The sequence below is a fragment of the Glutamicibacter soli genome, from assembly GCF_003309065.1.
Taxonomy (GTDB): domain Bacteria; phylum Actinomycetota; class Actinomycetes; order Actinomycetales; family Micrococcaceae; genus Glutamicibacter; species Glutamicibacter soli.
In genome coordinates this window covers 226019-252683 of the sequence record NZ_POAF01000003.1, presented here as the reverse complement: position 1 = coordinate 252683, position 26665 = coordinate 226019, and the positions used below count along the sequence as shown (strand labels likewise).

At 67.6% G+C, this 26665-nt stretch carries 21 protein-coding genes; 12 read left to right on the top strand and 9 right to left on the bottom strand.

Annotation, left to right across the window (positions count from 1 at the left end):
• Positions 1 to 244: 244 nt before the first annotated feature.
• From C1H84_RS07760 to xdhC, 3 genes are read left to right on the top strand one after another with little or no spacing between them, the layout of a single operon-like run.
• Entirely contained in the window at positions 245 to 1720 is a 1476-nt protein-coding gene (locus C1H84_RS07760) for a xanthine dehydrogenase small subunit (RefSeq protein ID WP_113607039.1), read from the top strand.
• Positions 1717 to 4065 (top strand): xanthine dehydrogenase molybdopterin binding subunit, encoded by a 2349-nt coding sequence (gene xdhB / locus C1H84_RS07755; protein WP_047120171.1) that lies wholly within the window; start codon positions 1717 to 1719, stop codon positions 4063 to 4065. Before C1H84_RS07760 ends, xdhB begins: the two co-directional genes overlap by 4 nt.
• Positions 4055 to 4882 (top strand): xanthine dehydrogenase accessory protein XdhC, encoded by an 828-nt coding sequence (gene xdhC / locus C1H84_RS07750; protein WP_047120170.1) that lies wholly within the window; start codon positions 4055 to 4057, stop codon positions 4880 to 4882. The genes xdhB and xdhC overlap by 11 nt, the downstream gene beginning before the upstream one ends.
• On the opposite strand, the gene C1H84_RS07745 is transcribed toward xdhC, so the two are convergent.
• Complete coding sequence (locus C1H84_RS07745) at positions 4841 to 6208, bottom strand: FAD-binding oxidoreductase (protein ID WP_052772496.1); 1368 nt, start codon at positions 6206 to 6208, stop codon at positions 4841 to 4843. The genes xdhC and C1H84_RS07745 overlap by 42 nt on opposite strands.
• Positions 6209 to 6377: 169 nt before the next feature.
• Here C1H84_RS07745 and C1H84_RS07740 point away from each other — a divergent pair, with 169 nt between their 5' ends.
• Together C1H84_RS07740 and C1H84_RS07735 are read left to right on the top strand one after the other, a co-directional pair.
• On the top strand, positions 6378 to 7058 hold the full coding sequence (locus C1H84_RS07740; protein ID WP_181728072.1) for a GntR family transcriptional regulator: 681 nt from the start codon (positions 6378 to 6380) through the stop codon (positions 7056 to 7058).
• Positions 7059 to 7124: 66 nt separating this feature from the next.
• Entirely contained in the window at positions 7125 to 8114 is a 990-nt protein-coding gene (locus C1H84_RS07735) for an aldo/keto reductase (protein ID WP_113607037.1), read from the top strand.
• A gap of 4 nt (positions 8115 to 8118) precedes the next feature.
• On the opposite strand, the gene C1H84_RS07730 is transcribed toward C1H84_RS07735, so the two are convergent.
• The 3 genes from C1H84_RS07730 to nirB form a co-directional block, all read right to left on the bottom strand.
• The gene (locus C1H84_RS07730; protein ID WP_047120167.1) at positions 8119 to 9219 is read right to left on the bottom strand and encodes a uroporphyrinogen-III synthase; all 1101 of its coding nucleotides are present in this window, start codon (positions 9217 to 9219) and stop codon (positions 8119 to 8121) included.
• Positions 9216 to 10232, bottom strand: a complete 1017-nt coding sequence (gene cobA / locus C1H84_RS07725) for a uroporphyrinogen-III C-methyltransferase (protein WP_113607036.1) — start codon at positions 10230 to 10232, stop codon at positions 9216 to 9218. Before cobA ends, C1H84_RS07730 begins: the two co-directional genes overlap by 4 nt.
• 214 nt (positions 10233 to 10446) lie before the next feature.
• The gene (nirB, locus tag C1H84_RS07720) at positions 10447 to 13029 is read right to left on the bottom strand and encodes a nitrite reductase large subunit NirB (RefSeq protein ID WP_113607035.1); all 2583 of its coding nucleotides are present in this window, start codon (positions 13027 to 13029) and stop codon (positions 10447 to 10449) included.
• 274 nt (positions 13030 to 13303) lie between these two features.
• Here nirB and nirD point away from each other — a divergent pair, with 274 nt between their 5' ends.
• Positions 13304 to 13669, top strand: a complete 366-nt coding sequence (gene nirD, locus C1H84_RS07715; protein ID WP_113607034.1) for a nitrite reductase small subunit NirD — start codon at positions 13304 to 13306, stop codon at positions 13667 to 13669.
• Between the two features lie 265 nt (positions 13670 to 13934).
• Here the strand turns inward: nirD and C1H84_RS07710 are convergent, their stop codons facing one another.
• Genes C1H84_RS07710 through C1H84_RS07700 form a run of 3 tightly spaced genes read right to left on the bottom strand, consistent with a single transcriptional unit; the run spans position 13935 to position 18916 of the window.
• The gene (locus tag C1H84_RS07710) at positions 13935 to 15422 is read right to left on the bottom strand and encodes an FAD-dependent oxidoreductase (protein WP_113607033.1); all 1488 of its coding nucleotides are present in this window, start codon (positions 15420 to 15422) and stop codon (positions 13935 to 13937) included.
• Positions 15415 to 17538, bottom strand: coding sequence for a molybdopterin oxidoreductase family protein (locus tag C1H84_RS07705; protein ID WP_113607032.1), 2124 nt, complete (start codon positions 17536 to 17538; stop codon positions 15415 to 15417). The genes C1H84_RS07710 and C1H84_RS07705 overlap by 8 nt, the downstream gene beginning before the upstream one ends.
• 1 nt (position 17539) lies before the next feature.
• A complete protein-coding gene (locus tag C1H84_RS07700; RefSeq protein ID WP_113607031.1) occupies positions 17540 to 18916 on the bottom strand; it encodes an MFS transporter in 1377 nt (458 codons plus the stop codon).
• A 202-nt stretch (positions 18917 to 19118) separates the two neighbouring features.
• Between C1H84_RS07700 and C1H84_RS07695 the strand changes: the two genes are divergently transcribed.
• A complete protein-coding gene (locus C1H84_RS07695) occupies positions 19119 to 19478 on the top strand; it encodes a nuclear transport factor 2 family protein (RefSeq protein WP_052772495.1) in 360 nt (119 codons plus the stop codon).
• Positions 19479 to 19608: 130 nt separating this feature from the next.
• Here the strand turns inward: C1H84_RS07695 and purB are convergent, their stop codons facing one another.
• Positions 19609 to 21018, bottom strand: coding sequence for an adenylosuccinate lyase (gene purB / locus C1H84_RS07690; RefSeq protein ID WP_047120160.1), 1410 nt, complete (start codon positions 21016 to 21018; stop codon positions 19609 to 19611).
• Between the two features lie 160 nt (positions 21019 to 21178).
• On the opposite strand from purB, the gene C1H84_RS07685 reads away from it, so the two are divergent.
• The gene (locus C1H84_RS07685; RefSeq protein ID WP_047120159.1) at positions 21179 to 21451 is read left to right on the top strand and encodes a hypothetical protein; all 273 of its coding nucleotides are present in this window, start codon (positions 21179 to 21181) and stop codon (positions 21449 to 21451) included.
• 92 nt (positions 21452 to 21543) lie between these two features.
• Entirely contained in the window at positions 21544 to 22821 is a 1278-nt protein-coding gene (locus C1H84_RS07680) for a hypothetical protein (protein WP_146955956.1), read from the top strand.
• Positions 22822 to 22843: 22 nt separating this feature from the next.
• Here C1H84_RS07680 and C1H84_RS07675 read toward each other — a convergent pair whose 3' ends face one another.
• A complete protein-coding gene (locus C1H84_RS07675) occupies positions 22844 to 23230 on the bottom strand; it encodes a phage holin family protein (RefSeq protein WP_053798837.1) in 387 nt (128 codons plus the stop codon).
• 81 nt (positions 23231 to 23311) lie between these two features.
• Here C1H84_RS07675 and C1H84_RS07670 point away from each other — a divergent pair, with 81 nt between their 5' ends.
• The 3 genes from C1H84_RS07670 (at position 23312) to C1H84_RS07660 (ending at position 26660) form a co-directional block, all read left to right on the top strand.
• Positions 23312 to 24427: a histidinol-phosphate transaminase gene (locus tag C1H84_RS07670; RefSeq protein ID WP_113607029.1), complete on the top strand. Its 1116-nt coding sequence runs from the start codon at positions 23312 to 23314 to the stop codon at positions 24425 to 24427.
• Between the two features lie 122 nt (positions 24428 to 24549).
• Complete coding sequence (locus C1H84_RS07665) at positions 24550 to 25689, top strand: thiamine pyrophosphate-dependent dehydrogenase E1 component subunit alpha (protein WP_113607028.1); 1140 nt, start codon at positions 24550 to 24552, stop codon at positions 25687 to 25689.
• Positions 25686 to 26660, top strand: a complete 975-nt coding sequence (locus tag C1H84_RS07660) for an alpha-ketoacid dehydrogenase subunit beta (protein WP_053798835.1) — start codon at positions 25686 to 25688, stop codon at positions 26658 to 26660. The genes C1H84_RS07665 and C1H84_RS07660 overlap by 4 nt, the downstream gene beginning before the upstream one ends.
• Positions 26661 to 26665 lie beyond the last annotated feature (5 nt).

Sequence of the window (26665 nt, the reverse complement as noted above, 5' to 3'; positions counted from 1 at the left end):
TAATTGAATGAAGTTCGATGCAACAACCACGGGAGGCGCGTCATGGGCGGGTCCTTGGCTTGGGGGAAGGGCCAGATCGCCCACGGGTGTTAACCGCGGGCCGCGGCTGCATGGTGCTCAGTTCCGCTCCGGGCGGGAATTTCTCCCGCCCCGAGGCTGAGTCCGCCAGCTCCCGGCCGAGCATGCACAAATCGTTCAACTTCTTTCACTATGCGCCCGCGCAGGGCGCAGGAGGTGAGGCGCTGTGGCTTCGGAAGCTGCGGGAACGCCCGGGTGCACCGTCACCGTCAACCAGCAAGCCCGCGAATTCACCGGGCCGCCGCATACCAACGCCTTGGACTTCTTGCGCGGGCTCGGGCTGACCTCGTGCAAGGAAGGCTGCGCCGAAGGCGAATGCGGCGCCTGCGCCATCCTGGTGGCGCGTCCCGACGGAGAGCGCCCGCGCTGGATCGCGGTGAATGCGTGCCTGCTGCCGGCCGCCGCCTTGGACGGCCAGCACGTGCTGACCGCCGAGGGGCTGGGCACCGTTCGAGAGCCGCACCCGGTGCAACGCGAAATGGCCGAGCGCGGCGGATCCCAATGCGGCTACTGCACCCCCGGGTTCATCTGCGCCATGGCCGCTGAATACTACCGCCCGGAACGCGCCGAGGAGCAGGTCGCCGAGGCCCCGGGCCACCATGCCGGAGGGCCCAACGGCTTCGACCTGCATGCGCTGTCGGGAAACCTGTGCCGCTGCACCGGCTACCGGCCCATCAGGGATGCCGCCTTCGCGCTCGGGATGCCAGAACCCGAGGACCAGCTGGCCCAAGCGCCGGCGACGGCCCCCGCGGCCACCGACTACGGCAGGGCGGATACCCCGGCAGGAGATCCCGGACGCTACCGCCGGCCCGCCACGCTGGCCGAAGCGCTGCGGATCCTGGCCGAAGAACCGGGAACCCGGGTGGTGGCCGGGGCGACCGACTGGGGCGTCGAGGTGAACATGAAGTTCGCGCGGGCCCAGTCGGTGCTGGCCATCGACCGGCTTCAGGAGCTGCGCCGGGTGGTGCAGACCGATGACTGCCTGGAACTGGGGGCCGCCTGCACGCTGAGCGAACTTGAGCGCGTGCTGGCCGGGAGGGTTCCGCTGTTGTCGCTGCTCTGGGCGAACTTCGCCTCCCGGCTGATCCGCAACTCGGCGACGCTCGGAGGGAATCTCGGCACCGGTTCGCCCATCGGGGATTCGCCACCGGTTTTGCTGGCCCTGGACGCGCAGCTGGTGCTGGCCTGCAGTGCCGGGGAGCGCGTGGTGCCGCTGGATGAATACTTCACCGGCTACCGGCAGACCGTGCGCCGGCCCGAGGAACTGATCACCGCGGTCCGCATCCCGCTGCCGCTGGCTGGGCTGGTGTCCTTCCAGAAGGTCGCCAAGCGCCGCTTCGACGATATTTCAAGCACCGCCGTCGCGCTGGCCTTCGAGGTCGACGCCGGGCTGATCTCCCGCGCGCGGATCGGGCTGGGCGGGGTGGCGGCGATCCCGCTGCGGGCTACCGCCGCCGAACAGGCACTGGTCGGACAGGCCTGGAGCGAGGAAACCATGAGGGGTGCCGGCGGGATCCTGGCCGCCGAGGGGACGCCCCTGGACGACCACCGCGCCAGCGCCGCCTACCGGCAGGCGATGCTGGGCTCCGCGCTTGAGCGGTTCTTCGCGCAGCAGGACAGCGGAACGGGGGCAGGAGCATGAGCATCCAGCACAACCAGCGCCCGCAGGGTTCAGTGGTGGGGCGGGCCATCCCGCATGAATCGGCCTACGCCCATGTCACCGGCCAAGCGCACTATACCGAAGACCTGGCAGGGGCCCTGACCGGGGTGCTGCACGCCTATCCCGTGCAGTCGACGCACGCCCATGCCAAGCTGCTGAGGCTCGACACCTCCGCCGCGCTGCAGGTTCCGGGAGTGCGGCTGGTGCTGACCGCCCAGGACATCCCCGGGGTCAATGACCAGGGCGCGAAGCACGACGAGCCGATGCTCCCGGTGGACGAGGTCATGTTCCACGGCCAGCCGGTGGCCTGGGTGCTGGGCGAGGACCTGGAAGCTGCCAAGGCCGGGGCCGCCGCGGTGGAGGTGGACTATGAGCCGCTGGACGCGCTGGTGACCCTGGGCGAGGCCATCGCCGCCAACAGCTTCCACGGCATCCAGCCGGTGATCGACAAGGGCGAGGCAGCCGCGGGCCTGGCCGCCGCGCCCCACGTGTTCTCCGGGGAATTCGAATTCGCCGGCCAGGAGCACTTCTACCTGGAAACCCAGAGCTCGCTGGCGCAGGTCGAATCCGATGGGCAGATCATGGTGCATGCATCCACCCAGCACCCCAGCGAAACCCAGGACATCGTAGCCCACGTGCTGGGGGTCGACGCCCACCGGGTGACCGTGCAGGCGCTGCGCATGGGCGGGGCGTTCGGCGGCAAGGAAATGCAACCGCACGGTTATGCAGCGGTCGCCGCCCTCGGAGCGGTGCTCACCGGCAGGCCGGTGCGGGTGCGGCTTGAACGAGCCCGGGATCTGACCATGACGGGCAAGCGCCACGGCTTCCACGCCTCCTGGAAGATCGGTTTCGACGAGCATGGGAAGATTGTGGCCCTGGCCGCGCAGCTGACCAGCGACGGCGGGTGGAGCCTGGATCTCTCCGAGCCGGTGCTGACCCGCGCCATGTGCCACATCGACAACGCCTACTGGATCCCCAACATCCAGGTGCGCGGCCGGGTGGCCAAATGCCACAAGACCTCGCAGACCGCCTTCCGCGGCTTCGGCGGGCCGCAGGGCATGCTGGTGATCGAGAACATCCTGGGTGAGGTGGCCCCGAAGCTGGGGCTCAGCGCGCAGGAGCTGCGCCGCCGCAACCTCTACGTCCAGGGGCAGGACACCCCGTACTACCAGCCGGTGCGCCATGCCGAACGGCTGCACCGGGTCTGGGACCAGGTGCTTGACTCCGCGCAGTTCGAGGTTCGGCAGCGGGATATCGAGGCCTTCAATGCCGCGCACCCGCACGCAAAACGCGCCCTGGCCATCACCCCGGTGAAGTTCGGTATCTCCTTCAACTTCACCGCCTTCAATCAGGCCGGCGCCCTGGTGCTGGTCTACAAGGACGGGTCGGTACTGGTCACCCACGGCGGCACGGAAATGGGCCAAGGGGTGCACACCAAGGTGCTGCAGGTGGCCGCCACGGCTCTGGGCCTGCCGCTGTCCTTCCTGCGCCTGGCTCCGACCCGGACGGACAAGGTGCCCAACACTTCAGCCACTGCGGCGAGCACCGGCAGCGACCTGAACGGCGCCGCCGTGAAGGACGCCTGCGAGCAGATCCTGGCCAGGCTGTCCGTGCTGGCCGCCGGGGAACTGGAGGCCGAAGCTTCGGAGGTGGTCTTCGCCGACGGGGCGGCCCATGCCCGCGGGCGGTCCGTGGACTGGAAAACACTGGTGTCCAAGGCCTACTTCAGCAGGATCCAGCTCTCGGCCGCGGGATACTACAGCACGCCGGGACTGCACTGGGATCTGTCAGCCATGCGCGGGGAGCCGTTCAAGTACTTCGCCTACGGGGCGGCCGTCTCGGAGGTGCAGGTCAGCCGTTTCGACGGGTCCTACCAGCTGCGCCGCGTGGACATCGTGCACGACGTGGGTGATTCGCTTTCGCCGCTGGTGGACCGCGGTCAGATCGAGGGCGGTTTCATCCAGGGCGTCGGCTGGCTCACCTTGGAGGACCTGCGCTGGGAAACCAAGGGTCCGCATCGCGGCCGGCTGGCCACCGCCAGCGCCAGCACCTACAAGCTGCCCAGCTTCTCCGAGATGCCGCCGGTGTTCAACGTCGAGTTCCTGGACGACGCGCACGAGGACGGCGTGGTCTACGGCTCCAAGGCGGTCGGCGAGCCGCCGTTGATGCTGGCCTTCAGCGTGCGCGAGGCGCTGCGCCAAGCGGTTGCCGCCTTCGGCCCGGCCGGGCACAGCGTGAAGCTGGCGTCCCCGGCCACCCCGGAAGCGGTGTTCTGGGCGGTGCAGGACGCCCGGGAGGCCCGGGAAGGCACCGGCCATGTGGATTGAGGAGCTGGCCCGGCTGCGCGCGCAGCGCACCGCGGCGGTGCTGGCCACCGTGGTGTCGGTGCGCGGCCACGCCCCGCGGGAAGCCGGGGCCAAATTCGTGGTCACCGACCGCGAGCTGCTGGGCACCATCGGCGGCGGGAACATGGAGATGCTGGTGGCCGCCCGCGCCAGGCAGATGCTCGCCTCCTCGGCAAGGTCGCCGGAACAGCTGGTGCTGCGGCTGAACGACAAGGCCGAGGCGGACTTCGGCAGGCAGTGCTGCGGGGGAGAAGCGGTGGTGCTGCTCGAACCGGTGCCGGCGCGGCCGGTCATCGCCGTTTTCGGCATCGGCCATGTGGGCCTGGAACTGGCGCACATCCTGGCCCGCCACGACGTGGAACTGGTGCTCTGCGACGCGCGCGCCGAGCAGCTCGCGCAGCTGGATGCGCTGGCGGCCTCTGCCCCGCCGGCGATGATCCGCCGGCAGCACGCGGTGCTCGGCGAACAGGTCATGGCCGAGCTGCCCGACGGGTCGCTGGTGCTGATCATGACCCACGACCACGCGGAGGACTTCCACCTGTGCGACGCGGCGCTGCGCCGCCCGGGCCTTGGCTATGTGGGGCTGATCGGCTCGGCCGCCAAATATGCGCGCTTCACCATGAAGCTGGCCGATTCCGGCCACGAGCGGCAGGATATCGCGCGGATCACCTGCCCCATCGGGCTGCCGGGCATTCCCGGCAAGCAGCCCGCGGCCATCGCGGTGTCCGTGGCCGCGGACCTGCTGGCCCGGCTTGCCCTAGATGCCGCGCCCCGGAGTCAGGATGTTCTTCCGATCTAGCGCGTACTTGATCATCTGCTGGGTGTGCAAGGTGGCCTCGTCCAGCTGCCAGGGCAGCTCGGCCTGCTTGACCAGGCCGATGCCGTGCTCGCCGCTGATGGTTCCGCCCAGCTTGAGGGCCAGCCTGGTGATGTCGCCGATGACGACCTCCGCGGCGGCGTAGCCCTCCGGGGTGTCCTCGGCCTCGACCGTCGGGTGCAGGTTGCCGTCGCCTGCATGGGCCACCACGGAGATGGTGCGCCCGTGGGCTTCGGCGATCCGCTCGATGCCGTGGAACACCTCCGCCAGTTCCCCGACGGGCACCGCGACGTCGCAGGAGACCCGCAGCCCCTGGGCGTTCAACGCGGGATTGGCCAGGCGGCGGGCTTCCAGCAGGCTGTCGCCCTGCGCAATCACCACCTGCGCGGCGCCGTAGCCGCGGCACAGTTCTGCGGTGTCGTTGGCGGCCTGTTCCGCCTGCAGCCCGGTGAACTGGCCGATCAGCAGGGCACAGCCGTCCGAGGGCAGCCCGGAGGGCTTGTAGGCCTCGATGATCTGCACGCTGCGGGCATCGAGCAGCTCCAGCACCTCGGGGGTCTGCGCGCCGTTCACGATCGCCGTCACCGCGCGCCCGGCGTCCTCGATGGAGGTGAAGCTGGCGCGGAAGGTGCGCGGGGTGCCCGGGGCGATCGCCTTGAGCCTGACCGTGGCGGCGGTGATGACCCCCAGGGTCCCCTCCGATCCGACGAACAGGCTGGTCAGGTCCAGGCCCACGACGTTCTTCAGGGTGCGGGCGCCGGTGTGCAGGATGCTGCCGTCGGCCAGCACCACTTCCAGGGCCGCCACCGAGTCGCGGGTGACCCCGTGGCTGATGCAGCGCAGCCCGCCGGCGTTCGTGGCGATGTTCCCGCCGATGCTGGAGATCTCGGCGCTGGCCGGATCCGGGGCGAAGAACAGCCCGAGCTCCGCGGCCGCCCGGTTCAGCTCCGCGTTGATGACGCCGGCTTGGACCTCTGCCAGCCGGTTGACCGGGTCGATCCGCACGATCTTGTTCATCCGCTCCAGCGACACCACCAGCCCGCCGGCATAGGCCAGCGCCCCGCCGCTCAGACCGGTTCCGGTGCCGCGCACCGAGACCTTCACCCCGTACCGGTTGGCCCAGCGCAGCGCGGCGGAGACCTCCTGCGTGGATTCGGGGAACACCGCAGCCAGCGCGGGGCCCTGGGGCTCGTAGCGCGACTCGTCCCGCGAAACGCGGTCCAGCTCGGAGCCTCCGGCTATGAACCGGTCGCCGAAGAGGTCCTGGAGTTCATTGGTCGCAGGGGCGGTCGGGGTGCTTGCGTGCATGGGGTCCTTCGATCTGGTGCGAGTGAGTGAGCTACGCAACTTACTTTATATTATAAAATCTGCGGGTCAAGGAAACGGGCCGATCCCCGCCGGTGCGATAGTCTTCAGGGGCGGGAGCAAATATCTTCCGCGATACTCGAGGCCAGCGGCGCGACGACGGAAGCGGGGGATGGTGCCTACTTCGGAGCCACGGCGGCGCGGTGCGCAAAGTAAGGCGGACACCGCATACGCCCACATCAAGGAGCAGATCGAGCGGGGAGCTTTCGAGCCCTACCAGCGGGTGCTGGCAGCTCCCATCGCGGCCGAGCTCGGGGTGAGCGGGGTGCCGGTGCGCGAAGCCATCCAGCGCCTGGCCGCCGAGGGGCTGCTGCAGATCGTGCACAACGTCGGGGCCCGCGTCGCGGTCATCGACGACCATGCCTACCGGGCAGGCATGGAAGCGCTCGCCGTCCTCGACGGCACTGCCACGTCGCTGGCCGCCGGCCAGCTGGGCGCGGCCGACATCGAGCGGGCCGAAGATATCAACGGCAGCATCCTGTCAATGCTCGATGACTTCGATCCCGCACTCTTCGAGGAGCTCAACACGCAATTCCACGAGGTGCTGTATTCGGCCTGCCCCAACGAGAGGATCCTGGAACTGGCCCGGTCCGAATGGAAGAAGTTCTCCAGCATCCGCGGGCCCGGCGCCGCCGTGGACCGGGACCGCGCGCGCGAATCCGTTGAAGAGCACGGGGAACTGCTGGATCTCATCCGGGGCTCGGCGCCCAGCGCGCAGATCGAGCAGGCCGCCCGCCGGCATGTGCTGAAATCCCTCGAAGCCAGGACCGGGCACCGCAGCCGGCTGCTGTAGCACTGCACGGTGGGAGCGCCGGCGGGTGCCCCCGGCCGGCACCCGGTCGCGGACTAGACTCGGATTATGGAACATCGTGAACTAGGAAGAACACAGCGCAGCGTCTCCGTGATCGGGCTGGGCACCTGGCAGCTCGGCGCCGACTGGGGCTCGGTGGACGAGAACGACGCGCTGGCCGTGCTGGACGCCGCCCACGCAGGGGGTGTGGACTTCTTCGACACCGCCGACGTCTACGGGGACGGACGCAGCGAGCAGCTGATCGGCCGCTGGCTCAAGGCCAACCCGGAGGCGGGCGTCACCGTCGCCACCAAGATGGGCCGCCGTGTGGAGCAGGTACCCGAGGCCTACACGCTTGAAGCCTTCCGCGCCTGGAACGACCGCTCGCGCGAGAACCTCGGAATGGACACCCTAGACCTGGTGCAGCTGCACTGCCCGCCCACCGCCGTCTACTCCAACGACGCCGTCTACGATGCGCTGGACACCCTGGTCGCCGAGGGGCGCATCGCCAATTACGGCGTGTCGGTGGAAACCGTGGACGAAGCGCTGACCGCCATCGCGCGGCCGAACGTGGCCACGGTGCAAATCATCGTCAACGCCTTCCGGCACAAGCCCATCGAGCAGGTGCTGCCCGCCGCGCGCGAGGCCGGCGTGGGCGTCATCGCCCGCGTCCCGCTGGCCAGCGGCCTGCTGGCCAACCGCTACACCGAGGACACCCGGTTCGCGGCCGACGACCACCGGAACTTCAACCGCGACGGGTCAGCCTTCGACGTGGGCGAGACCTTCTCCGGGGTCGACTACGCCACCGGGCTGCAGGCCGCACGGGAATTCGCGGAACTGGCCGCCGCCGAGGCGCCCGGCGCCTCCAGCGCCCAGGTCGCCCTGGCCTGGCTGGCCGCGCAGGACGGGATCAGCACCGTCATCCCCGGAGCCCGCTCCACGGCGCAGGCACTGGCCAACGCCGCCGCAGGGTCGTTGCGGATCTCCGGGGAATTCTCCGCTTCCGTGCGCGATCTCTACGACCGGAAGCTGCGCGCCCAGATCCACCCGCGCTGGTGAAGGCTCAGGCGATGCGGTAGCCGCGCTTGATGACCGTGGTGATCAGCTGCGGATCGGGCAGGTTCTTGCGCAGCCGGCTGAGCGTCATGTCCAGCGCATGGCGTGAAGGCAGGGTGCTCAGCGAGGTGGCCAGCTCATCGCGGGAGACCACATTGCCGCCGGCCTGGAGCAGGCAGCGCAGGATCTCGGCGTGCAGCGGGGTGAGCGTGCAGTCCTCGTCATTCAGCGACAGCGTACGCCCGCGCAGCTGGCACAGGCCGCGGGAGGTATCCACGCTCAGCGTGCCCTGGTCGGCCAGGGCGGTGGCCAGCTGCAGCACCATGGCGCCCATGCGGTGGCGCTGCGGAACCAGCGGGCTGCGCACCCCGGCCTGGATCAGGGGTTCGGCGGTCACCGGCCCCACCGTCGCGGCCAGCACGCGTTCGTTGAATGAGCGGATCAGCGTGGGCAGCATGCCGCGGGAGGCCGCGGCGGTCAGCAAGGAGTGCACGCTGGGGGCGCTGGTGAAGGTCACCGCGTCGAAGCGGCCGGCGCAGATGCCGTCCAGCAGGGTGAGGATGTGCGGGGCGCCGCTGCTCTCCAGCCAGCGGTAGGGTTCGATCTTCAGCACGTGCGCGGCGCCGAGCGCCCTGATGTCGCGGGCCAGCGGGCGGTCGTTGTCCGCGTGCATCTGCACCGCCACGCTGGCCCCCTGCACCTCGCCGTGCAGCAGCTGCAGCAGCGCTTCGCTGGTTCCTGCCGCGGCGCTTCCAGCCACCGGCAGGCCCAGCGCCCGCACCGCGCCGAGCGCCTTGGCCCCGCGGGTGAAGATCCGGCAGGTCTCCAGCGCCCGTCCCAGCTGGTCGCCCAGGCCGGCGGCCTCCGCCGTGTCGAACCAGCGGCGCAGCCCGTAGGCGGTGGTCACCACCAGCACTGAGGGGCGTTCGGCGATGACCCTGCGTGTTTGGCCGAGCAGGAACTGCTCGTCCTCCAGCGGAGCGAGCCGCAGCAGCGGGGTGTGGGCGGTTTCGGCCCCGCGGCGTTCCAGGGCCTCGATGAGTTCGTTGGAGCGCCGGTCACTGGTCACCGCGATGCGGAATCCTGCCAGCTGCTGCGCGCCGTTCATGCGGTGGCTCCCAGGCTCAGCGGCGGCATCGCGTCCAGGGCCAGCGGCAGCGCCGCGACCTGTCCGATGACGATCACCGCGGGGTTCGCGCAGCCGGCCGCCCGGGACGCCGCGGCCAGCGTGGACAAGGTGGCGTGGGTGGTGCGCTGGGTGCCGGTGGTTCCCGACTCGATGACGGCGCAGGGCGTGTCGGCCGCCAGCCCGCAGCGGCGCAGCCCCGCCGCGGTATGCTCCAGGGTTCCCATGCCCATCAGCACCACGATGGTTCCGCCCAGGCCTGCCAGCTGGCGCAGCTGGTGCTCCTCCAGGGGATCATGGCCCGAGATCACGGTGAAGGCGCGGGTGACCCCGCGAGCGGTGACCGGGATGCCGGCCGCGGCCGGCACCGTGATGCAGGAGGACAGCCCGGGAACCACCTCGACCGGGATCCCGGCGGCGCTGGCGGTGCGCAGTTCCTCGAATCCGCGGCCGAACACGTAGGGATCCCCGCCCTTGAGCCGCACCACGTGGCGGCCGCGCAGCGCCTCCTGCAGCATCAGGTCCTCAATGCGCTCCTGGGCGACCTTGTGGTGCCCGGGCCGCTTGCCCACGTCGACGACGCGGGCCTGCGGCGCGAGGCGGTCCAGGAATTCACCGGGCGCCAGCCGGTCGCAGAAAACCACGTCCGCGCTGGCCAGCGCGGCGGCCGCGCGCAGCGTCAGCAGGTCCAGGGCGCCGGGTCCTCCGCCGACCAGGGTGATGCGGCCGCCCATTGCGCCGGGGTCCAGCTCGACCACCGGAATGCCTTGGGCCACAGCCTGTTGGCGCAGCGCGGCGAATTTCAGGGACTGCCCGGAACACAGGGCCAGGATGTCTGCCTGTCCCAGCAGTGCCGCGGCCCCCAACGGCGTGCTGGCCTGCAGCAGGGTGTCGACGAACTGCGCCTGCAGGTACCGCGCGGCGCGGGCGGAGGTTCCCGGAGCCGCCGCCAGCAGGACCGTGCAGCCGCCCAGCTCGATGTGCGCCCCGATCATTTTTCACTCTCCCGGGCCAACAGGGCGGTGCGGCCCTCGGCGTGGAGGCACACGGTGCCCAGAGTTGCTGCAAGACTGCGTGGATGATTCTGTGACATGGGGATACGCTCCAGGGTGCTCGCTGTTTCGGCTTGATTCACATGCTATCCAGGTCTTTTTGCCTGGAAATTTCGCAATTGTTTCACCGGCAATAACTTGTCGATTCATTCGTTTCTCAGTTGGCTGCCGGGCGCACGGGGATGCTCGCGCCCAGGTCCACCGGGTGGCGCTGGCCGCGTTCGCTGGCGTATTCCAGCTCGGTGTCGGAGATCTGGGGTGCGTTCACGAAGGAACGGAAGCGCTTGAGCTTCTGGGGATCGGCCAGCGTGGCCGCCCATTCGTCCTGGTAGCTGGAGACATGGCGTTCCATAGCCTGCTCGAGCTCCGCTCCCAGCCCGAGCGAGTCCTCGACCACCACGCTGTGCACGGTGTCCATGCCGCCGGGCAGTTCCTGGATCCAGTGGGCGGTGCGCTGCAGGCGTTCGGCGCTGCGGATGTAGTACATCAGGAATCGGTCGATGTACCGCAGCAGCGTGCGGTCATCCACCCCGCCGGCCAGCAGCTGGGCGTGGGCCGGGTTGGCTCCGCCGTTGCCGCCCACGTACAGGTTCCACCCTTCCGCGGTGGCGATGACTCCGACGTCCTTGGCACGGGCCTCCGCGCATTCGCGGGCGCAGCCGGAGACACCCATCTTGAACTTGTGCGGGGCGCGCAGCCCGCGGTAGCGCAGCTCGATGTCGATGCCCATGCCCACCGAGTCCAGCATGCCGTAGCGGCACCAGGTGGAGCCGACGCAGGTTTTCACGTTGCGCAGGGACTTGCCGTAGGCCTGGCCGGATTCGAACCCGGCGTCGACCAGCTCGCGCCAGATCTGAGGCAGCTGCTCCAGCCGGGCGCCGAACATGTCGATGCGCAGCCCGCCGGTCAGCTTGGTGTACAGCCCGTATTTCTGCGCCACCCGGGCAATGACGCCCAGCTTTTCAGGGGTGATTTCGCCGCCGGGGATGCGCGGAACCACCGAGTAGGTGCCGTCCTTTTGCATGTTGGCCATGACGCGGTCGTTGGTGTCCTGCGCCCCGGCCAGCCCGGCGTCCATCGGGTGCACGTTGGTCTGGCTGGCCAGGATGGAGGCGATGGTCGGCTTGCAGATGTCGCAGCCGGTGCCGGTGCCGAAGCGTGCCATGATCTGCGGGTAGGTGCCCAGCCCGGCCACGCGCACGGCCTCGAAGAGCTGCGGGCGGGAGAGGCTGAAGTGCTCGCACAGGGCCGTGGAGACTTCCATGCCGTTCTTCGCCATTTCCGTTTCCAGCAGCTTCTTGAGCATCGGCACGCAGGAACCGCACTGGGTGCCAGCCATGGTGCAGGACTTCAGCCCGGACACCGTGGAGGCCGGGCCGCAGCCGGCGCAGGCCCCGCCCACCGCGCCGCGGATCGACCCGGCGTCCACGTTGTTGCAGGAGCACACCACCGCGTCATCGGGCAGCTCGGTATCCGGTGCCGGCCCGCCGGCGGCGCTGAGATAGGCGCCGGGCTCTGCCGGAAGCTCCCTGCCCAGCAGCGGCCGCAGCGACTGGTAGGGGCTCGCGTCGCCCACGAAGATGCCGCCGAGCAGGGTGGAGGCATCCTCGGAGACCACCAGTTTCTGGTAAAGCCCGCGGGCGGCATCCGCGTAGACCACCTCCAGCGAGCCCTCGGTGCGGGCGAAGGCGTCGCCGAAGGAGGCGACGTCCACCCCGGAGAGCTTGAGCTTGGTGGCGGTGTCGAATCCGCTGAATTCCCCCTCGCCGCCGGTCAGCCGGTCAGCGGCGACCTCCGCCATCGTGTTGGCCGGGGCGACCAGCCCGACGCACAGACCGCCGAAATTGGCGACCTCGCCGATGGCCCAGACATGCTCCACCTCGGTGGCGCAGCTTCCGTCGATGACGATGCCGCCGCGTGGGCCGAGGCTGAAGTGCGCGCCGCCGTCGGTCTGGGTTTCGTTGTGGGTGCGGGCCAGTTCGTCGCGCGGGCGCACGCCGATGGACACGATCACCATGTCAGCCGCGATGACCTTGCCGTCTGCCATGTGCACGCCGGTCACCTGCCCGTTCTCGGAGAGGATCTTTTCCGGGTACACCCCGCCGTGCACCGTGAGGTCCTTCTGGGCGATCAGGCGCCCCAGCGCCTGTCCGGCGCCCTGGTCCAGCTGGGTTCCCATGAGCCAGTGCCCGCCGTCGATGATCAGCGCTTGCGCGCCCAGGGCCTGCACCCCGGCTGCGGCTTCCAGCCCCAGCAGGCCCCCGCCGATGGTGGCAACCACCGGGGTGCGTCCCAGCGTGGCGGCCAGGGTGCGCACCTGCTTGGCGATGCCCCGCACGTCCTCCAGAGTGCGGTAGACATAGGTCAGTTCGGCGCCGGGGATCGGCAGGGTTGCGGCGTTGGAGCCGGTGGCCAGCACCAGCTCGTCGTAGCCGAATTCGCGCCCGTCCTCGGTGCGCACCACGCGGGCGGCGCTGTCCAAGGCCACCGCGCGGGCCCCGGTTTCAAGGGTGAGGTGCTCCTGCTCCCATAGTTCCGCCTCGCCCAGGGTCAGGTCCACGCCGGGATCCGTCAGCGCCTTGGACAGGGCCACCCTGTCGTAGGGCAGGTGGGCCTCTTCGGTGAGCACTGTCAGTCGGGTGCCTGCCGGCCGGCGGGTGGCCATGGCTTCGGCAAAGCGGTGCGCGGCCGGACCGCCGCCGATCACGAGGATGTGTCGCTGTTCGCTGGAGGTATTCATGATGCCCTTTCGCTGGCGGACCCACGGGGTGTGGAGCGTCTGGCACCAGCCTAGGAAACGGATTTTGCCCCGCAGTTACCCCGGTGTTTCACCGGGCGCAATTTTCTCCAGCAGCCGCGCCCTACGGCGGTGAGGGATTTGAAACATGTTCGTAGCACAGTTCCGCCGCGGGGCTGTGAATCGGGCTTTACCGACCGGCAACGGGGTGGGACGGCGGCTGAAACATTGCGCTTTTAGGCTCGAAGCATCGGAACACCAGCGAAAGGACCCACCGATGACCACGCAACTGATTGACGCACCGGCCGCACTGTCCGAACTCTGCTTCGCAGACGACCTGGAAACGGGCTGGGGCGAAGCCGCCTGGCTGGAAGGTAAGCAGATCGCCGTATACCGCACGGAGCACTCCGGCTTCTACGCCAGCTCCCACCGCTGCCCTTCCACCGGGGCCAAGGTCATGGCCCGCGGCATCCTGGGGGATGCCACCGTGGACGGCCACCGCGTGGCCACCATCGCCTGCCCGCTGCACAAGGAGATCTACCGCTTGGACACCGGAGATTGCCTGAGCGCGCAGGGCACCGCGCTGCAGGTGTTCGGGGTGCAGGAACTCGACGGTCGGCTATGGATCGAGGCTTCGAAATGAGCAGGCACGCTGACATCAAGGGCGAGGACGTGGCTGACCTTGAACACAGCGCATGGTTCGGCTGGTACGAGGTGAACACGGATCCACTGGCCAGCAGCCCCAGATGACCAGTCACGCTCCAACAAGTCCAGCTTCAAGTCAATACGCAGATCGACGCAACACAGCACACGCCGCTAGGAAAACCTGGCGGCGTGTGCTGGCTTAATGTGCTGGTTCAATGACCGGGCCGGGCTTCGGCGGGAACCGGCAGGCTCCCGCCGCCGGGCTAGATCTGGGCCGGGAGCCTGAGCATTTCCTCGATACGCTCCTTGCAGCCGCCGCAGCCGGTGCCGGCACGGCAGTTCGCGCCCACCTCTTGGACGGTGGAACAACCAGCCTGGACCGCCTGGGCCACCTGGCCGTAGGTGGCGCCCGAGCAGCGGCACAACTGGTCGTCGGCCCCGGCGGGTGCCTGCGCATCCTCGAATGGCGCATCCAGCCGCAACAACAGTGAAGGGTCAACCGGCAGCGCGCTGCCGCGCTCAAAACCCAAGGCCAGCTCGGCCCCGGTGCGCGGCAGGCCCAGGGTCAGGAAACCGGTGGGTACGCCGTGGCGCGCCACGATCTTCAGATAGCGTCCGGAGGCTGGATCCGCATACACGGTGACCTGCTGTGCGGGGTCGTCGAAGAATCCGGCCTGCACCGTGCCGGCAGCAGTGAGTTCCAGCCCCTGCCCCTTGAGCATCAGGATCTCGCCGCCCTGGGCCTGGGGACCTTGCATGCACCCCAGGTCCGGGGCGGGAGCGGAAGGGTGCGGCGCCGGATGGCTGAGCAGGTAGTCCGCCAGCCAACCGGCCTGCGCCCAGCCCGGGGCAAGCAATCCCGCGGGACGACGCCCGGCCACCTCGGCGCAGTCGCCCACGGCGAAGAGGCGCCCGCTGGAATCCGCCATCAGCTGCTCGTTAACCGCGATCCCGCTCCCGACGGCCAAGCCGCAGCCTTCGGCCAGTTCGGTGCGGGGACGCACCCCGGTGGACACCAGCAGGGCATCGGCATGCAGCAGCCCGTGGGTTTCGGTGGCCAGCGCATGGAAGCGTCCGTTCTGCTTTTGCACGCCGGTGGCGCGCACCCCGGAGAACACCTGAACCCCGGCTGCTTCCAGCTGCCGGATGAGCAGGGTGCCGCCGTCGGCATCCACCACGCGTCCCAGCGGCGCCGGGCCGTGGTGCACCAGCACCGGCCGGTACCCGGCGGATGCCATGGCCAGCGCCGCCTCCAAACCCAGGATGCCACCGCCGAGCACCAGCACCCTTCCATCTTCTCGAAGCACCGATTGCAGCTGCAGCGCATCATCTAGGGTGCGCAATACCAGCACGCCGGAAGGCAGCTCGGTGTCCGCATGCGGGTCGAAATTCAGCCCGGCCAGCGAGGGGATCACCGGGCGGGCGCCGGTGGCGAAGACCAGCCGGTCGTAGGGGACCGGGCCGTCGGCGGTGTGCACCACGCGCCGGGCCCGGTCCACCCCGGTGGCGGCCGTGCCCAGCCGCAAGTCCACACCCGCCGCGCGCAGCCGGGGTTCGTCGGCCATGCCCAGGTGCTCGGGCTTGGCAGCCCCGATGGCGACTTCGGCCAGCAGCACGCGGTTGTAGGCGGCGCGCTCTTCCGCGCCCAGCACCGTCAGATCAAGTTCCTTCGACCTGACCGCGGGCAGCAGGCCCTCGACCAGGCTTGAGGCCACGGGCCCGAAGCCGATGACTACCAGTCGTTCACTCATCTCGCTCCGATCGGGACAGCAGCACCGACGCGTGCTTGAACTCGGGCATTGAACTGTCCGGGTCCACCGCGTCGCCGGTGAGCAGGTTGGCGTTCTGGGTTTCGGGGAAGTGGAAGGGCAGGAACACGGTGTCCAGCCGGATTCCCGCATCCAGGCGGGCCCTCGCCTCGACGCGTCCGTGCGTGTTTTCCAGCAGCACGTCCTGCCCGTCGCTGATGCCGCGGGCCAGCGCGGTGTCCGGATGGATCACCGCTAGGGCGGCCGGCGCGGCCCGGTGCAGCTCGGCCACCCGGCGGGTCTGCGCCCCGGATTGGTAGTGTTCCAGCAGCCGCCCGGTGACCAGCGAAATGCTCCCGGGCTTCCTGCCGGCGTGAACGCCGGCAGCCGGTTGCGGGTAGACCGGTTCCAGCCGCGCCTTGCCGTCGGGGTGGGCGAAGCGCTGAAGGAACAGCCGCGGGGTGCCCGAGCGTTCGCCGGGCAGCTGGCTGATCGGTGTGCCGGCGGGACAGGGCCAATAGACCGCCGCACCCGCATCGAGGCTGTTGTAGTCCACCCCAGAGTAGTCGGCGATGCCTCCGGCCGAGGCCCGGCCCAGTTCCGCGAAGACCTCCCGCGGGTCCGCGCTGAAGGAGGCCGGGGCCTGCAGCCGGTCGGCCAGTTCGGCCAGCAGCCACAGCTCGCTGCGCGCCCCGGCCGGGGCGGCCAAGGCGGCGCGGCGGCGCAGCACCCTGCCCTCCAGGTTCGTCATGGTGCCTTCTTCCTCGGCCCACTGCAGCACCGGCAGCACCAGGTCCGCCTGCGCGGCGGTCTCCGAGAGGAAGAAGTCGGACACGACCAGGTAGTCCAGCCGGCGCAGCGCCGCGGCGGTGCGGTTGGCATTGGGGGAGGAGATGACCGGGTTGGAGCCATGCATCAGCAGCATCCGGGCCCCGCCAGGTTCTCCCAGGGTTGCCAGCAGCTGCGCCGCCGGGATGCCCGGCCCGGGGATGATGTCAGGATCCACGCCCCAGACGCCCGCCACATGCCTGCGTGCCGCCGGGTCGGTGATCTTGCGGTAGCCGGGCAGCTGGTCGGCCTTCTGCCCATGTTCGCGCCCGCCCTGCCCGTTGCCCTGTCCGGTGATGGTGCCAAAACCCCCGGCCAGGGTTCCTGGCAATCCCAGCAGCAGGGCCAGATTGATCGCAGCGGACACCGTGGCGGTGCCGTTGGCATGCTGTTCCACCCCGCGCCCGGTGAGGATGTACACGGGTTTGCCGCCGGCATGGGCTGCTTGGGCCGCGGAAGCCAGAGCGCGCGCGGTCTGCCGGATCACGCTGGCCGGGACTCCGGTGAGCGACTGCACCCGTTCGGGCCACCAGGCCGCTAGCGAAGTACGCAGCGGGTCCAGCCCGGAAACGCGGGCTGCCAGGTAGCCGGTATCGGCCAGGTCCTCGGCCAGCAGCACGTGGGCCAGGCCGAGCAGCAGCTGCAGGTCCGTGCCGGGCGCCGGCTGCACATGGATGTCCGCCAATTCCGCCGTGGCCGAGCAGCGCGGGTCGGAGACAATCAGCCCGCCGTTCTCCCGCGCGGATTCCAGATGCCTGACGAAGGGCGGCATGGTGTCAGCGACATTGGATCCGAGCAGCAGGATGGTGCCTGCCCGGTCCAGGTCCGCCAGCGGAAAGGGCAGCCCGCGGTCCAGTCCGAAAGCCTTGTTGCCGGCTGCCGCGGCCGAGGACATGCAGAATCGCCCGTTGTAGTCGATGCGCGAGGTGCCCAGTGCCAGCCGCGCGAACTTGCCCAGCTGGTAGGCCTTTTCATTGGTCAGCGAGCCGGAGCCGAATACCGCCACCGCGTCCTTCCCGTGGGCCTTCTGCACAGTGCGCACCTGGTGCACCACCAGTTCCAGCGCCCGCTCCCAGCTCACCGGGCGCAGCACGCCGTCGGCCCCGCGTTCCAGCGGGGAATGCAGTCGTTCGGGGTGGTCCAGCAGCTGCGCGGCGCTGTATCCCTTGCGGCACAGCGCCCCGCCGTTGGTTTCGAAGTTCCGTCCGCTCAAGCCCACCGGCGTGGTGCCTGCATCAAGGGTGATCCCGCACTGCAGCGCGCAGTAGGGGCAGTGCGTCGCGACCGCCATCTCAGGCCTTCCCCGCGAAACCCGAACCGCGGCGTACGTAGCAGAACCAGGTCGCCGCCAGCAGCAGCACGTAGAGTCCCACAAACACTCCGAAGGCTGGCACGTAGGAACCCAGCTTCGACAGGGACAAGCCCAGCACCTGCGGAATCAGGAATCCGCCGTAGGCGCCGATGGCCGAAACCAGGCCCAGGGCCGCGGCGGCGCTGCGCGCCTGCTCGGCTCGGGTACGGCCGCTGCGACGTCCCGAGAGGGCGAAGACTGCCGGGATCATGCGGTAGGTGGAGCCGTTGCCGAGGCCTGCCGCGGTGAACAGGGCGAGGAACAATCCCAGGAAGACCGGGAAGTCCACCTGTCCCAGGCTCAGCATCAGCGCGAGAGTCAGCGCGGCCATTACCGCGAAGGCTGCCAGGGTGATGCGGGCCCCGCCGAAGCGGTCGGCCAGCTGTCCTCCGTAGGGTCGTGCCAGCGACCCGACCAGCGGTCCGAGGAAGGCCAGGGAAACGACTGCGGTGCCCAATTGAAGCGAGGAGTACTCGGTGAAGGTATCGGCCAGCAGTTTGGGGAATACCGCGCAGAAACCGATGAACGAGCCGAAGGTGCCGATGTAGAGCCCGGCGATGATCCACAGGTGCTTCTCGCGCAGGCAGGCCAGCGCACCGCGCACGTCGCTGCGGGCGTTGGAGAGATTGTGCATGTACTTGGCCGCGCCGGCCGCTGCGGCCAGGATCAGCGGGATCCAGATCAGGCCGGCCATGGGAAGCTGCAGTGTTCCCGCAGCGAAGATCGTGATTGCGATCGGTACCAGCAGCTGGGCGATGGCCGCACCCAGGTTGCCTCCGGCCGCGTTAAGCCCGAGCGCCCAGCCTTTCTGGGCCGCGGGATAGAAGTAGGTGATGTTGGCCATCGAGGAGGCGAAGTTGCCGCCGCCGAAACCCGAAAGCCCGGCCAGGGTCAGCATGATCCAGAAAGGCGTCTCGGGGTTCGCCGTGGCCAGCGCCAGTCCGGTGACCGGGATCAGGAGCAGCAGCGCGGAGATGATGGTCCAGTTCCGCCCGCCGAAGCGGGCGACCATAAACGTGTACGGGATGCGCAGGGTGGCACCTACCAGGCTGGGCATGGAGATCAGCCAGAATAGCTGGCTCGTGCTGTAATCGAATCCGGCGGCCGGCAGGTACACGGCGAGGATCGCGCACAATTGCCAGACAGCGAAGCCGAGGAATTCCGCGAAGATCGACCAGCGCAGGTTTATCCCGGCCGTGCGCCGGCCCACGGACTGCCAGAAGTCAGGATTCTCCGCGTCCCAGTTGTGGACCCAACGACCCCGGGTGATTTCCAGCTGGTCAACGGCGGGACGTAGTTGGCGGGATTGCGTGCTCATGCGACTCGATGCCTTTCACTTGTGGATGCTGTTGAGCATTCCAGAGCGAGGTTTCAGCGGCATGCGTTTGTTGTTGCCTCGGTGGCAATTCGGGGTCACTTCTCCAAGGCCGTGGCGAGAGGGGCCGGTAACCTGTTGGAAACGAGAGCGGACTGAACGTTCCACAGGGGAAGTTGAAGGATCCGGACCGTAGGCTTGATGCATGTGGGAATCGGATATCTCAAAATATCGGGATGTGTATGAGGCCGAGTTGGCGCTGCTTTCCTCTGAGGTGCGACATGACAGCCAGCTGACAGAGTCCTACCTCGCACCCGACTTCGCCGAGATCGGCAGGTCAGGTCGTCGGTGGGTGCGCAAGGACCTCGTGGCCGCGCTGCAGTCGGAGCCTGCGGGCATTTTGCCGCAGACTTCTGAATGGCTTTTCAACCCCGTAGGTCCCGGACTGGTGCTGGTGACCTATCGGATTCAGAAGCACGCGACGGCCAGCAGGCATTCCTCGTTATGGGAGCTGGAGGGGCCCGTACTGAGATATCACCAGGGCACTCCCATCGCCAAGGAATGATCCAGTTGATTCATTGGAGTCCAAGCATTGCGTAATTGTCCGTTAACGGTGCCGCTGTTCCACCGCGTCCATTAACGAAGCTGGTCCCGTCACCATAGGGTGACGGGACCAAGCCGGAAAGGTAAAACGACTACTTCTTCAGGTGATCCACCAGCTGGGAAGCAATGCCGTTGTAGGTGCCAGGGGTCAGCGACTGCAGGCGCTGCTCGGCTTCGGCCGACAGGCCCAGCTCTCCGACGAATTCCTTCAGGCGGGTCGCGTCCACGCGATGGCCGCGGGTCAGGTCCTTCAGGCGCTCGTACGGGTTGTCCATGCCCTCGACACCGGCGATGGCCTCGGCACGCATGACCATCTGGATGGCCTCGGCGAGGACCTCCCAGTTGTGGTCCAAGTCGTCGGCCAGCACTGCCTCGGCAACGTCCAGGCGGTCAAGGCCCTTGGCGACGTTGGAGATGGCCAGCACCGAGTGGCCGATAGCCGAACCGATGTTGCGCTGCGAGGAGGAATCGGTCAGGTCGCGCTGCCAGCGGCTGGTGACCAGGGTTGCGCCCAGGGTGTCCAGCAGGCCGTTGGAGATTTCCAGGTTCGCTTCGGCGTTCTCGAAGCGGATCGGGTTGACCTTGTGCGGCATGGTCGAGGAGCCGGTGGCACCGGCCACCGGGATCTGCGCGAAGTAGCCGATGGAGATGTAGCTCCACACGTCGGTGCACAGGTTGTGCAGGATGCGGTTGAAGCGGGCGATGTCCGCGTACACCTCTGCTTGCCAGTCGTGCGACTCGATCTGGGTGGTCAGCGGGTTCCAGGTCAGTCCCAGGTGCTCGACGAAGCCCTGGGAGATCTGCTGCCAGTCGGCGTTTGGAACCGAAGCGTAGTGGGCGGCGTAGGTGCCGGTGGCGCCGTTGATCTTGCCCAGGTACTCGGTCTTCTCGACGCGGTCCAGCTGGCGGGTCAGGCGCCATGCAAGCACGGCCAGTTCCTTGCCCAGGGTGGTCGGGGTGGCTGGCTGGCCGTGGGTGCGCGAGAGCATCGGCACGTCGCGGGACTCCTCGGCCATCTTGGTCAGCTGCGCGACCAGGTCGCGGGCTGCCGGCAGCCAGACCTGCTGCACGCCACCCTGCACGCCCAGCGCGTAGGACAGGTTGTTGATGTCTTCAGAGGTGCAGCCGAAGTGGACCAGCGGCTTGAGCTGGGCAATGCCGATGCCTTCAAGGCGATTGGCGATGTAGTACTCGACGGCCTTCACGTCGTGGACGGTCACTGCCTCGATCTCGGCCAGTTCCTGCACGGAATCGGCGTTGAAGTCGGTGACGATCTTTCGCAGCGCAGCCTTCTGCTCAGCGGTGAGCGGCGAGGTGCCCGGAAGCACGGAGTTGTCGGTCAGGTGGATCAGCCATTCAACTTCAACGTGAATGCGATCGCGGTTCAAAGCCGCCTCGGACAGGTAGTCCACCAGCGGGGCGACGGCCGCGCGGTAGCGTCCGTCGAGGGCGGTCAACGCCAGGGGTTCATTAGCAAGGGAAGTGCGCGCAATCTCAACCATGCTCTTATTCTTTCATCCCTTGGCACCGCGGCATACTTTTTACGCTCGGGCCTAATCCACATTCCGCGGGCCAGCGCCTGCCCGGGACGGCGGATACGGGCATCCTGAAGGCTCACGGGCCTGCCGTGCAGAGGACGGCCCACGAGGCGGGAGTAGCGCGATGATGTTTCAGGCAACGCTGGATTCGGTGGCATTCCAGCTTTCCGATGCCAAGGACACCACCCGGTTCGCTATTGGCCAGTTGTCCCAGATCAGCGGGCTGACTTGGAGATCTGAAGCGGGCAGGGCTTTCGCTGCGCAGGTGGGGGAGCTGAGCGGACGGCTCCAGGTGCTGGCCGGGGTGCTGGTGGATGCCGAGGCCTATCTGGCAGTGGCCACGAACGAAATCCATGCGTTGGAAGCCCAGATCAACGAGCAGCGGATGGCGTCCTGAGCATGGGATATGACGTCAATTACAACGCCGTGGATTACGCGGATTCCCGAGCCATCTGCGTCGATGTCTATACCCGGCTGCAGCAGATGGAATTGAGCCTGCTGCGCGCCGCGCAGCAGGCTGCGCAGTGCCAGGACGACGTCAACCTCCAATGCAGCATCGCGGGAGTGGCGGCCCGTGGCTACAATCTTGCGCTGCTCGCGGAGCACCTGCGCAACGGCTACCTGCATGCGACCGAGGCAGTTATCGCCGGGCGGCGCCTGGATGAACGGGTGCGTGCGGCCATCGAGAATTACGAGTCAGCAGAGCAAGTGACGGAGAAAATGCTGCTCGCGGCGAATTGGCTGCATGTCGTGACGAGATTTCTCCAAGAGACATCGGGCAACGGCAACAGGCCACCGACGCAGCAGATGGAAACCATGCTGCAATTGTTGATGCTCGCCAACCCGTGGAATATCTTGCGGCCCGAAGCCGGCATGGATGCACTGGTCACCGAAACCACCAAGCAGCTGGGCGAAGCGATCGGCACCATGGACCCCGACGGCCGGCTGGAACTGACAGGGGAGCAGCCGCCCGAGCAACTGCAGGCCAATGGAAATCTGGACGACTACGCCACCTTGCACCGTTTGCTATACGACGGCGGGGCCGAGGAACAGGGCAAATTCGTCATCGCGCAGCTTGATTCGAAGACCTTTGTTCTGGTGCTGCCGGGAACCCAGGACGGTTTCGGGGGAGCCAATCCCTTCGACTCGATGGGCATCGTCGACGGATTCGGCCGCGATTCGGAAAACTTTGCCGAACCGATTGCCCGGGCTTTGGAATACTCGGGGGCGGGACCCGGTGACGAGGTGATTCTCACCGGCTACTCCCAGGGCGGCATCCATGTTGCCAACCTGTTGAAGAACAAGTTGATGCGCAAGAAATTCACCATGACCCGTGCGCTGACCTTGGGCTCGCCGATTGGCGGCATTCCGGTGCCATCAGAAGTGAGAACCTTGTCGGTGGAAGATTCCAAGGACATGGTTCCCGGAACCGATGGACGGCAGAACCGAACCTCGCCCAGACAAATGACGGTGACCTTTGACGGGCCGCGCAAGGACGTCGAGGACGCCCTGCCCCAGGGTGGCGTTTTCGGGCCTCCGCATTCCCTGCCGAACTACGAAGACCACCTGCGTGAACTTCAACGAAATGCAGCTCCAGACGTGCGCAAGCAATTGGAAGCATTCATGCTGCCTCCCGGTCCGTTGACGTTCCGCCGATTCAAGCTGGAACGGAAATCCCTTCCAAAACAAAAACCGCGCGGCCAGGAGCCGCGCGGCAGTGGGAAACAGCGCAAGCCGCTGGACCACGAGATCGCCCCGCCGCACTAAATGGCGGGACGACGGACGGGTGCTACCGGCGGTCGCTGCTGACGAACAATCCGAGCACCGCGGAGACGATGGAGATGATGATGGTGCCCGCGATCGCGTCCCACCAGAAGTGGTCGATGATCAGCTCCGCCGGGATGAACCGGGTGAGCCAGCCGGTCAGCGCAAGCATCAGCGCATTCACGACGATGGTGAACAACCCCAAGGTCAGGCAGGTGATGGGAAGCGACAGCAGGCTGACGATCGGGCGGACCAGCGCGTTGACCAAACCGAAGATCAGGCCGACCACCAGGTATGACACCACGAGGCCCAAGGTGTCATCGCCAACGGCGTCGATATGGATTCCGGGCACAATCCAGACGGCAACTGCTAGTGCCAGCGCATTTACGATGACTCGAATCAGGAAACTCATGATAAAACCTTCGCACATAAAGCTGGGTCGTAGATGAAAACTAAATCACCTTTCCGCACTTCCGGGGCTACGCTGGGATTTATGACTGAGAATTCTGTGCCCCAAGACCAGGTGCAGCCGCGATCGATCGTTGCCCGCCTGCCCAAGTACGCCGCCGGAAAACCGCCGGTACAGATTCAGGGGCTGAGCTCCTTCAAACTCTCCTCCAACGAGATTCCCTTCGGCCCGCTGCCGCAGGTGCGCCAGGCGGTCCTCGACCAGGATGCGCTGAACCGTTATCCGGACCCGCTGAGCACCAAGCTGCGCGAGGCATTGGCGGACTACCTCGACGTCCCGGCCGATGACATCGTCACCGGCGCGGGCTCGCTCGGTGCGCTGGTCCAGATCCTGAACACCTTCGCCGGGCAGAACGAGGACGGCATCCAGGACGAGGTCATTTTCGCCTGGCGTTCCTTCGAGGCCTATCCGATCCTCGTGCAGACTGCCGGCGCGCTTCCCGTGCCGGTTCCGGTGCTTGCTGACGGGCGGCATGACCTTGAAGCCATGATCGAGGCCATTAACGAGAACACCTCGGTGATCCTGCTGTGCACTCCTAACAATCCGACCGGCCCGATCCTCACGCAGGCCGAGGTTGACGACTTCATTTCCCGGGTGCCGCGCAATGTGCTGATCGTGCTGGACGAGGCCTACATCGAGTTCGTGCGCGATCCGCAGTCCGTGGATGGGGTGAAGACCTACAAGGCCAACCAGAACGTGGTCCTGCTGCGCACCTTCTCCAAGGCCCATGGCCTGGCGAACCTGCGTGTGGGCTACTCGGTGGCCCATCCGGAAATCACCAACAACCTGCGGGTCATCGCAACCCCGTTTGCGGTCTCCTCGGTGGCCCAGGACGCGGCGATCGCCTCGCTGAAACATATCGATGCGGTGTACGAACGGGTGGATTCACTCGTCGCTGAGCGCGAACGCGTGGTGGCTGCGCTGGTGGAGCAGGGATGGAAGTTCCCGGCCACGCAGGCGAACTTCGTCTGGCTGCCACTGGGCGAGAAGACCACGCAGTTCGTTGAACGTGCTGAAGCCAGGGCATTGTCGGTGCGCGGCTTCGCTCACGAAGGCGTGCGCATCTCGATTGCGGAGCCGGAAGCCAACGACCGCTTCATCGGGCTTTGTGCAGAGTCTCTCGATTTGGCGCAGAGCTGAGCGGCGCTGTTTTCTCGCGTTTTTACAGGCAAACGCTATAGGCTTGGAAATTAGACAAGCCGCTATATGTCCCATGCGGAATGTATTCCGTGTGGGGCATATTTATGACCGGAGGAAGATTTATGACGCCTGCTGCGACCGAGGTCGGGCCGAAGGATCCGGTGCAGATCCTGACCCCCGACGGCCAGCGCCTGCCCCACGAGATCTATGACGCCTATTTGGGCGACGTGGACGAGGACATGCTGCGCGGCTTCTACCGCGACATGGCGTTGACCCGCCGGTTCGACCAGGAGGCGACCGCCCTTCAACGCCAGGGCCAGCTGTGCCTCTGGGTTCCGCTGCGCGGCCAGGAAGCGGCGCAGATCGGTTCGGGACGCGCTACCCGCCCCAGCGACTACATCTTCCCGACCTACCGCGAACACGGCGTCGCGCTGACCCGCAACGTCTCCTTCTCCGAGATGTTGCGTCTGTTCCGCGGCATCTCCGGCGGCGGATGGGACCCGCGGGAAAACAACTTCCACATGTACACCATGGTGCTCGCAGCCCAGCTGCCGCACGCGGCCGGCTACGGCATGGCGCTGAGCATGGAGCAGCGCGGCTGGGACGAGGAAAAGCTCGCCGCCGAGGGCAACGCGGTGGTCGCCTACTTCGGCGATGGCTCGTCCACCGAGGGCGAGACCCACGAGTCGATGGTCTTCGCCAACTCCTTCAACGCCCCGGTGGTCTACTTCTGCCAGAACAACCAGTGGGCCATCTCGGTGCCTTTCGAGGTCCAGTCCAAGGTGCCGCTGGTCGAGCGTGCCGCAGGCTACGGCATGCCTGGCATCCGCGTGGACGGCAACGACGTGCTGGCAGTGCTGGCAGTGACCCGCTGGGCGCTGGAACACGCCCGCAGCGGCAAGGGCCCGGTGTTCATCGAAGCTGACACCTACCGGCTGGGTGCGCACACCACGGCGGACGATCCCACCAAGTACCGCATGACCGAGGAAGAAGCCGCCTGGGCGCCGCTCGATCCGCTGATCCGCCTGGAGACCTACCTGCGCGAGAACAACATCGTGGACGACGCCTTCTTCGAGCAGCTGGCCAAGGACGCGGACCAGATGGCCGCCACCGTCCGCGAGGACGCCATGGCTTTCCCGGTGCCGCCGCTGGCCAAGTCCTTCGAGCAGGTGTACGCCGAGGCGCACCCGCTGATCCAGGAAGAACTGGCCTGGCACCTGCAGTACGAAGCAGGATTCGCAGATTCGGGAGAGAACGCATGAGCACCATGACACTGGCCAAGGCCATCACCTCCGGCCTGGACAAGGTGCTGGAGTCCAACGACAAGGCGCTGCTGATGGGCGAGGACATCGGCAAGCTCGGCGGCGTGTACCGCGTGACCGACGGACTGCAAGACAAATACGGCGCGCACCGCGTGATCGACTCGCCGCTGGGCGAGGCCGGCATCGTGGGCAGCGCGGTGGGCATGGCCCTGCGCGGCTTCTGCCCGCTGGTGGAGATCCAGTTCGACGGCTTCGTGTTCCCGGCCTACAGCCAGATCACCACGCAGCTTGCCAAGATGCATGCCCGTTCCGAGGGCCGGCTGACCGTCCCGGTGGTCATCCGCATCCCGTACGGCGGCGGCATCGGCTCCATCGAGCACCACTCCGAATCACCCGAAGCCCTGTTCGCGCACACCGCGGGCCTGCGCATCATCACGCCGTCCAACGCGAACGACGCCTACTGGATGATCCAGCAGGCGGCGGCGTGCCAGGACCCGGTGATCTACTTCGAACCCAAGCGCCGCTACTGGCTCAAGGGCGAGGTGGACACCGAGACCCCGGCCCTTGACGCGTTCAAGGCGCAGGTGGTGCGCAGCGGCGACGACGCCACCATCGTGGCCTACGGCCCGCTGGTGCCGGTGGCGCTGGCCGCGGCGGAGGCCGCCCGCGAGGAGGGCCGCTCCATCGAGGTCATCGACCTGCGCTCGCTCTCGCCGATCGACTTCGACACCATCACCGAGTCCGTGCAGAAGACCGGCCGGCTGATTGTCACCCATGAAGCGCCGACCTTCGGCGGGCTGGGCGGGGAGATCGCCGCGCGCATCTCCGAACGCGCCTTCCTGTCCCTGGAGGCCCCGGTGCTGCGCGTGGGCGGATTCCACATGCCGTACCCGATCTCCAAGGTCGAATCGCAGTACCTGCCAGACATCGACAAGCTGCTCGAAGCGCTCGACCGTTCCTTCGCCTACTAGGAGCC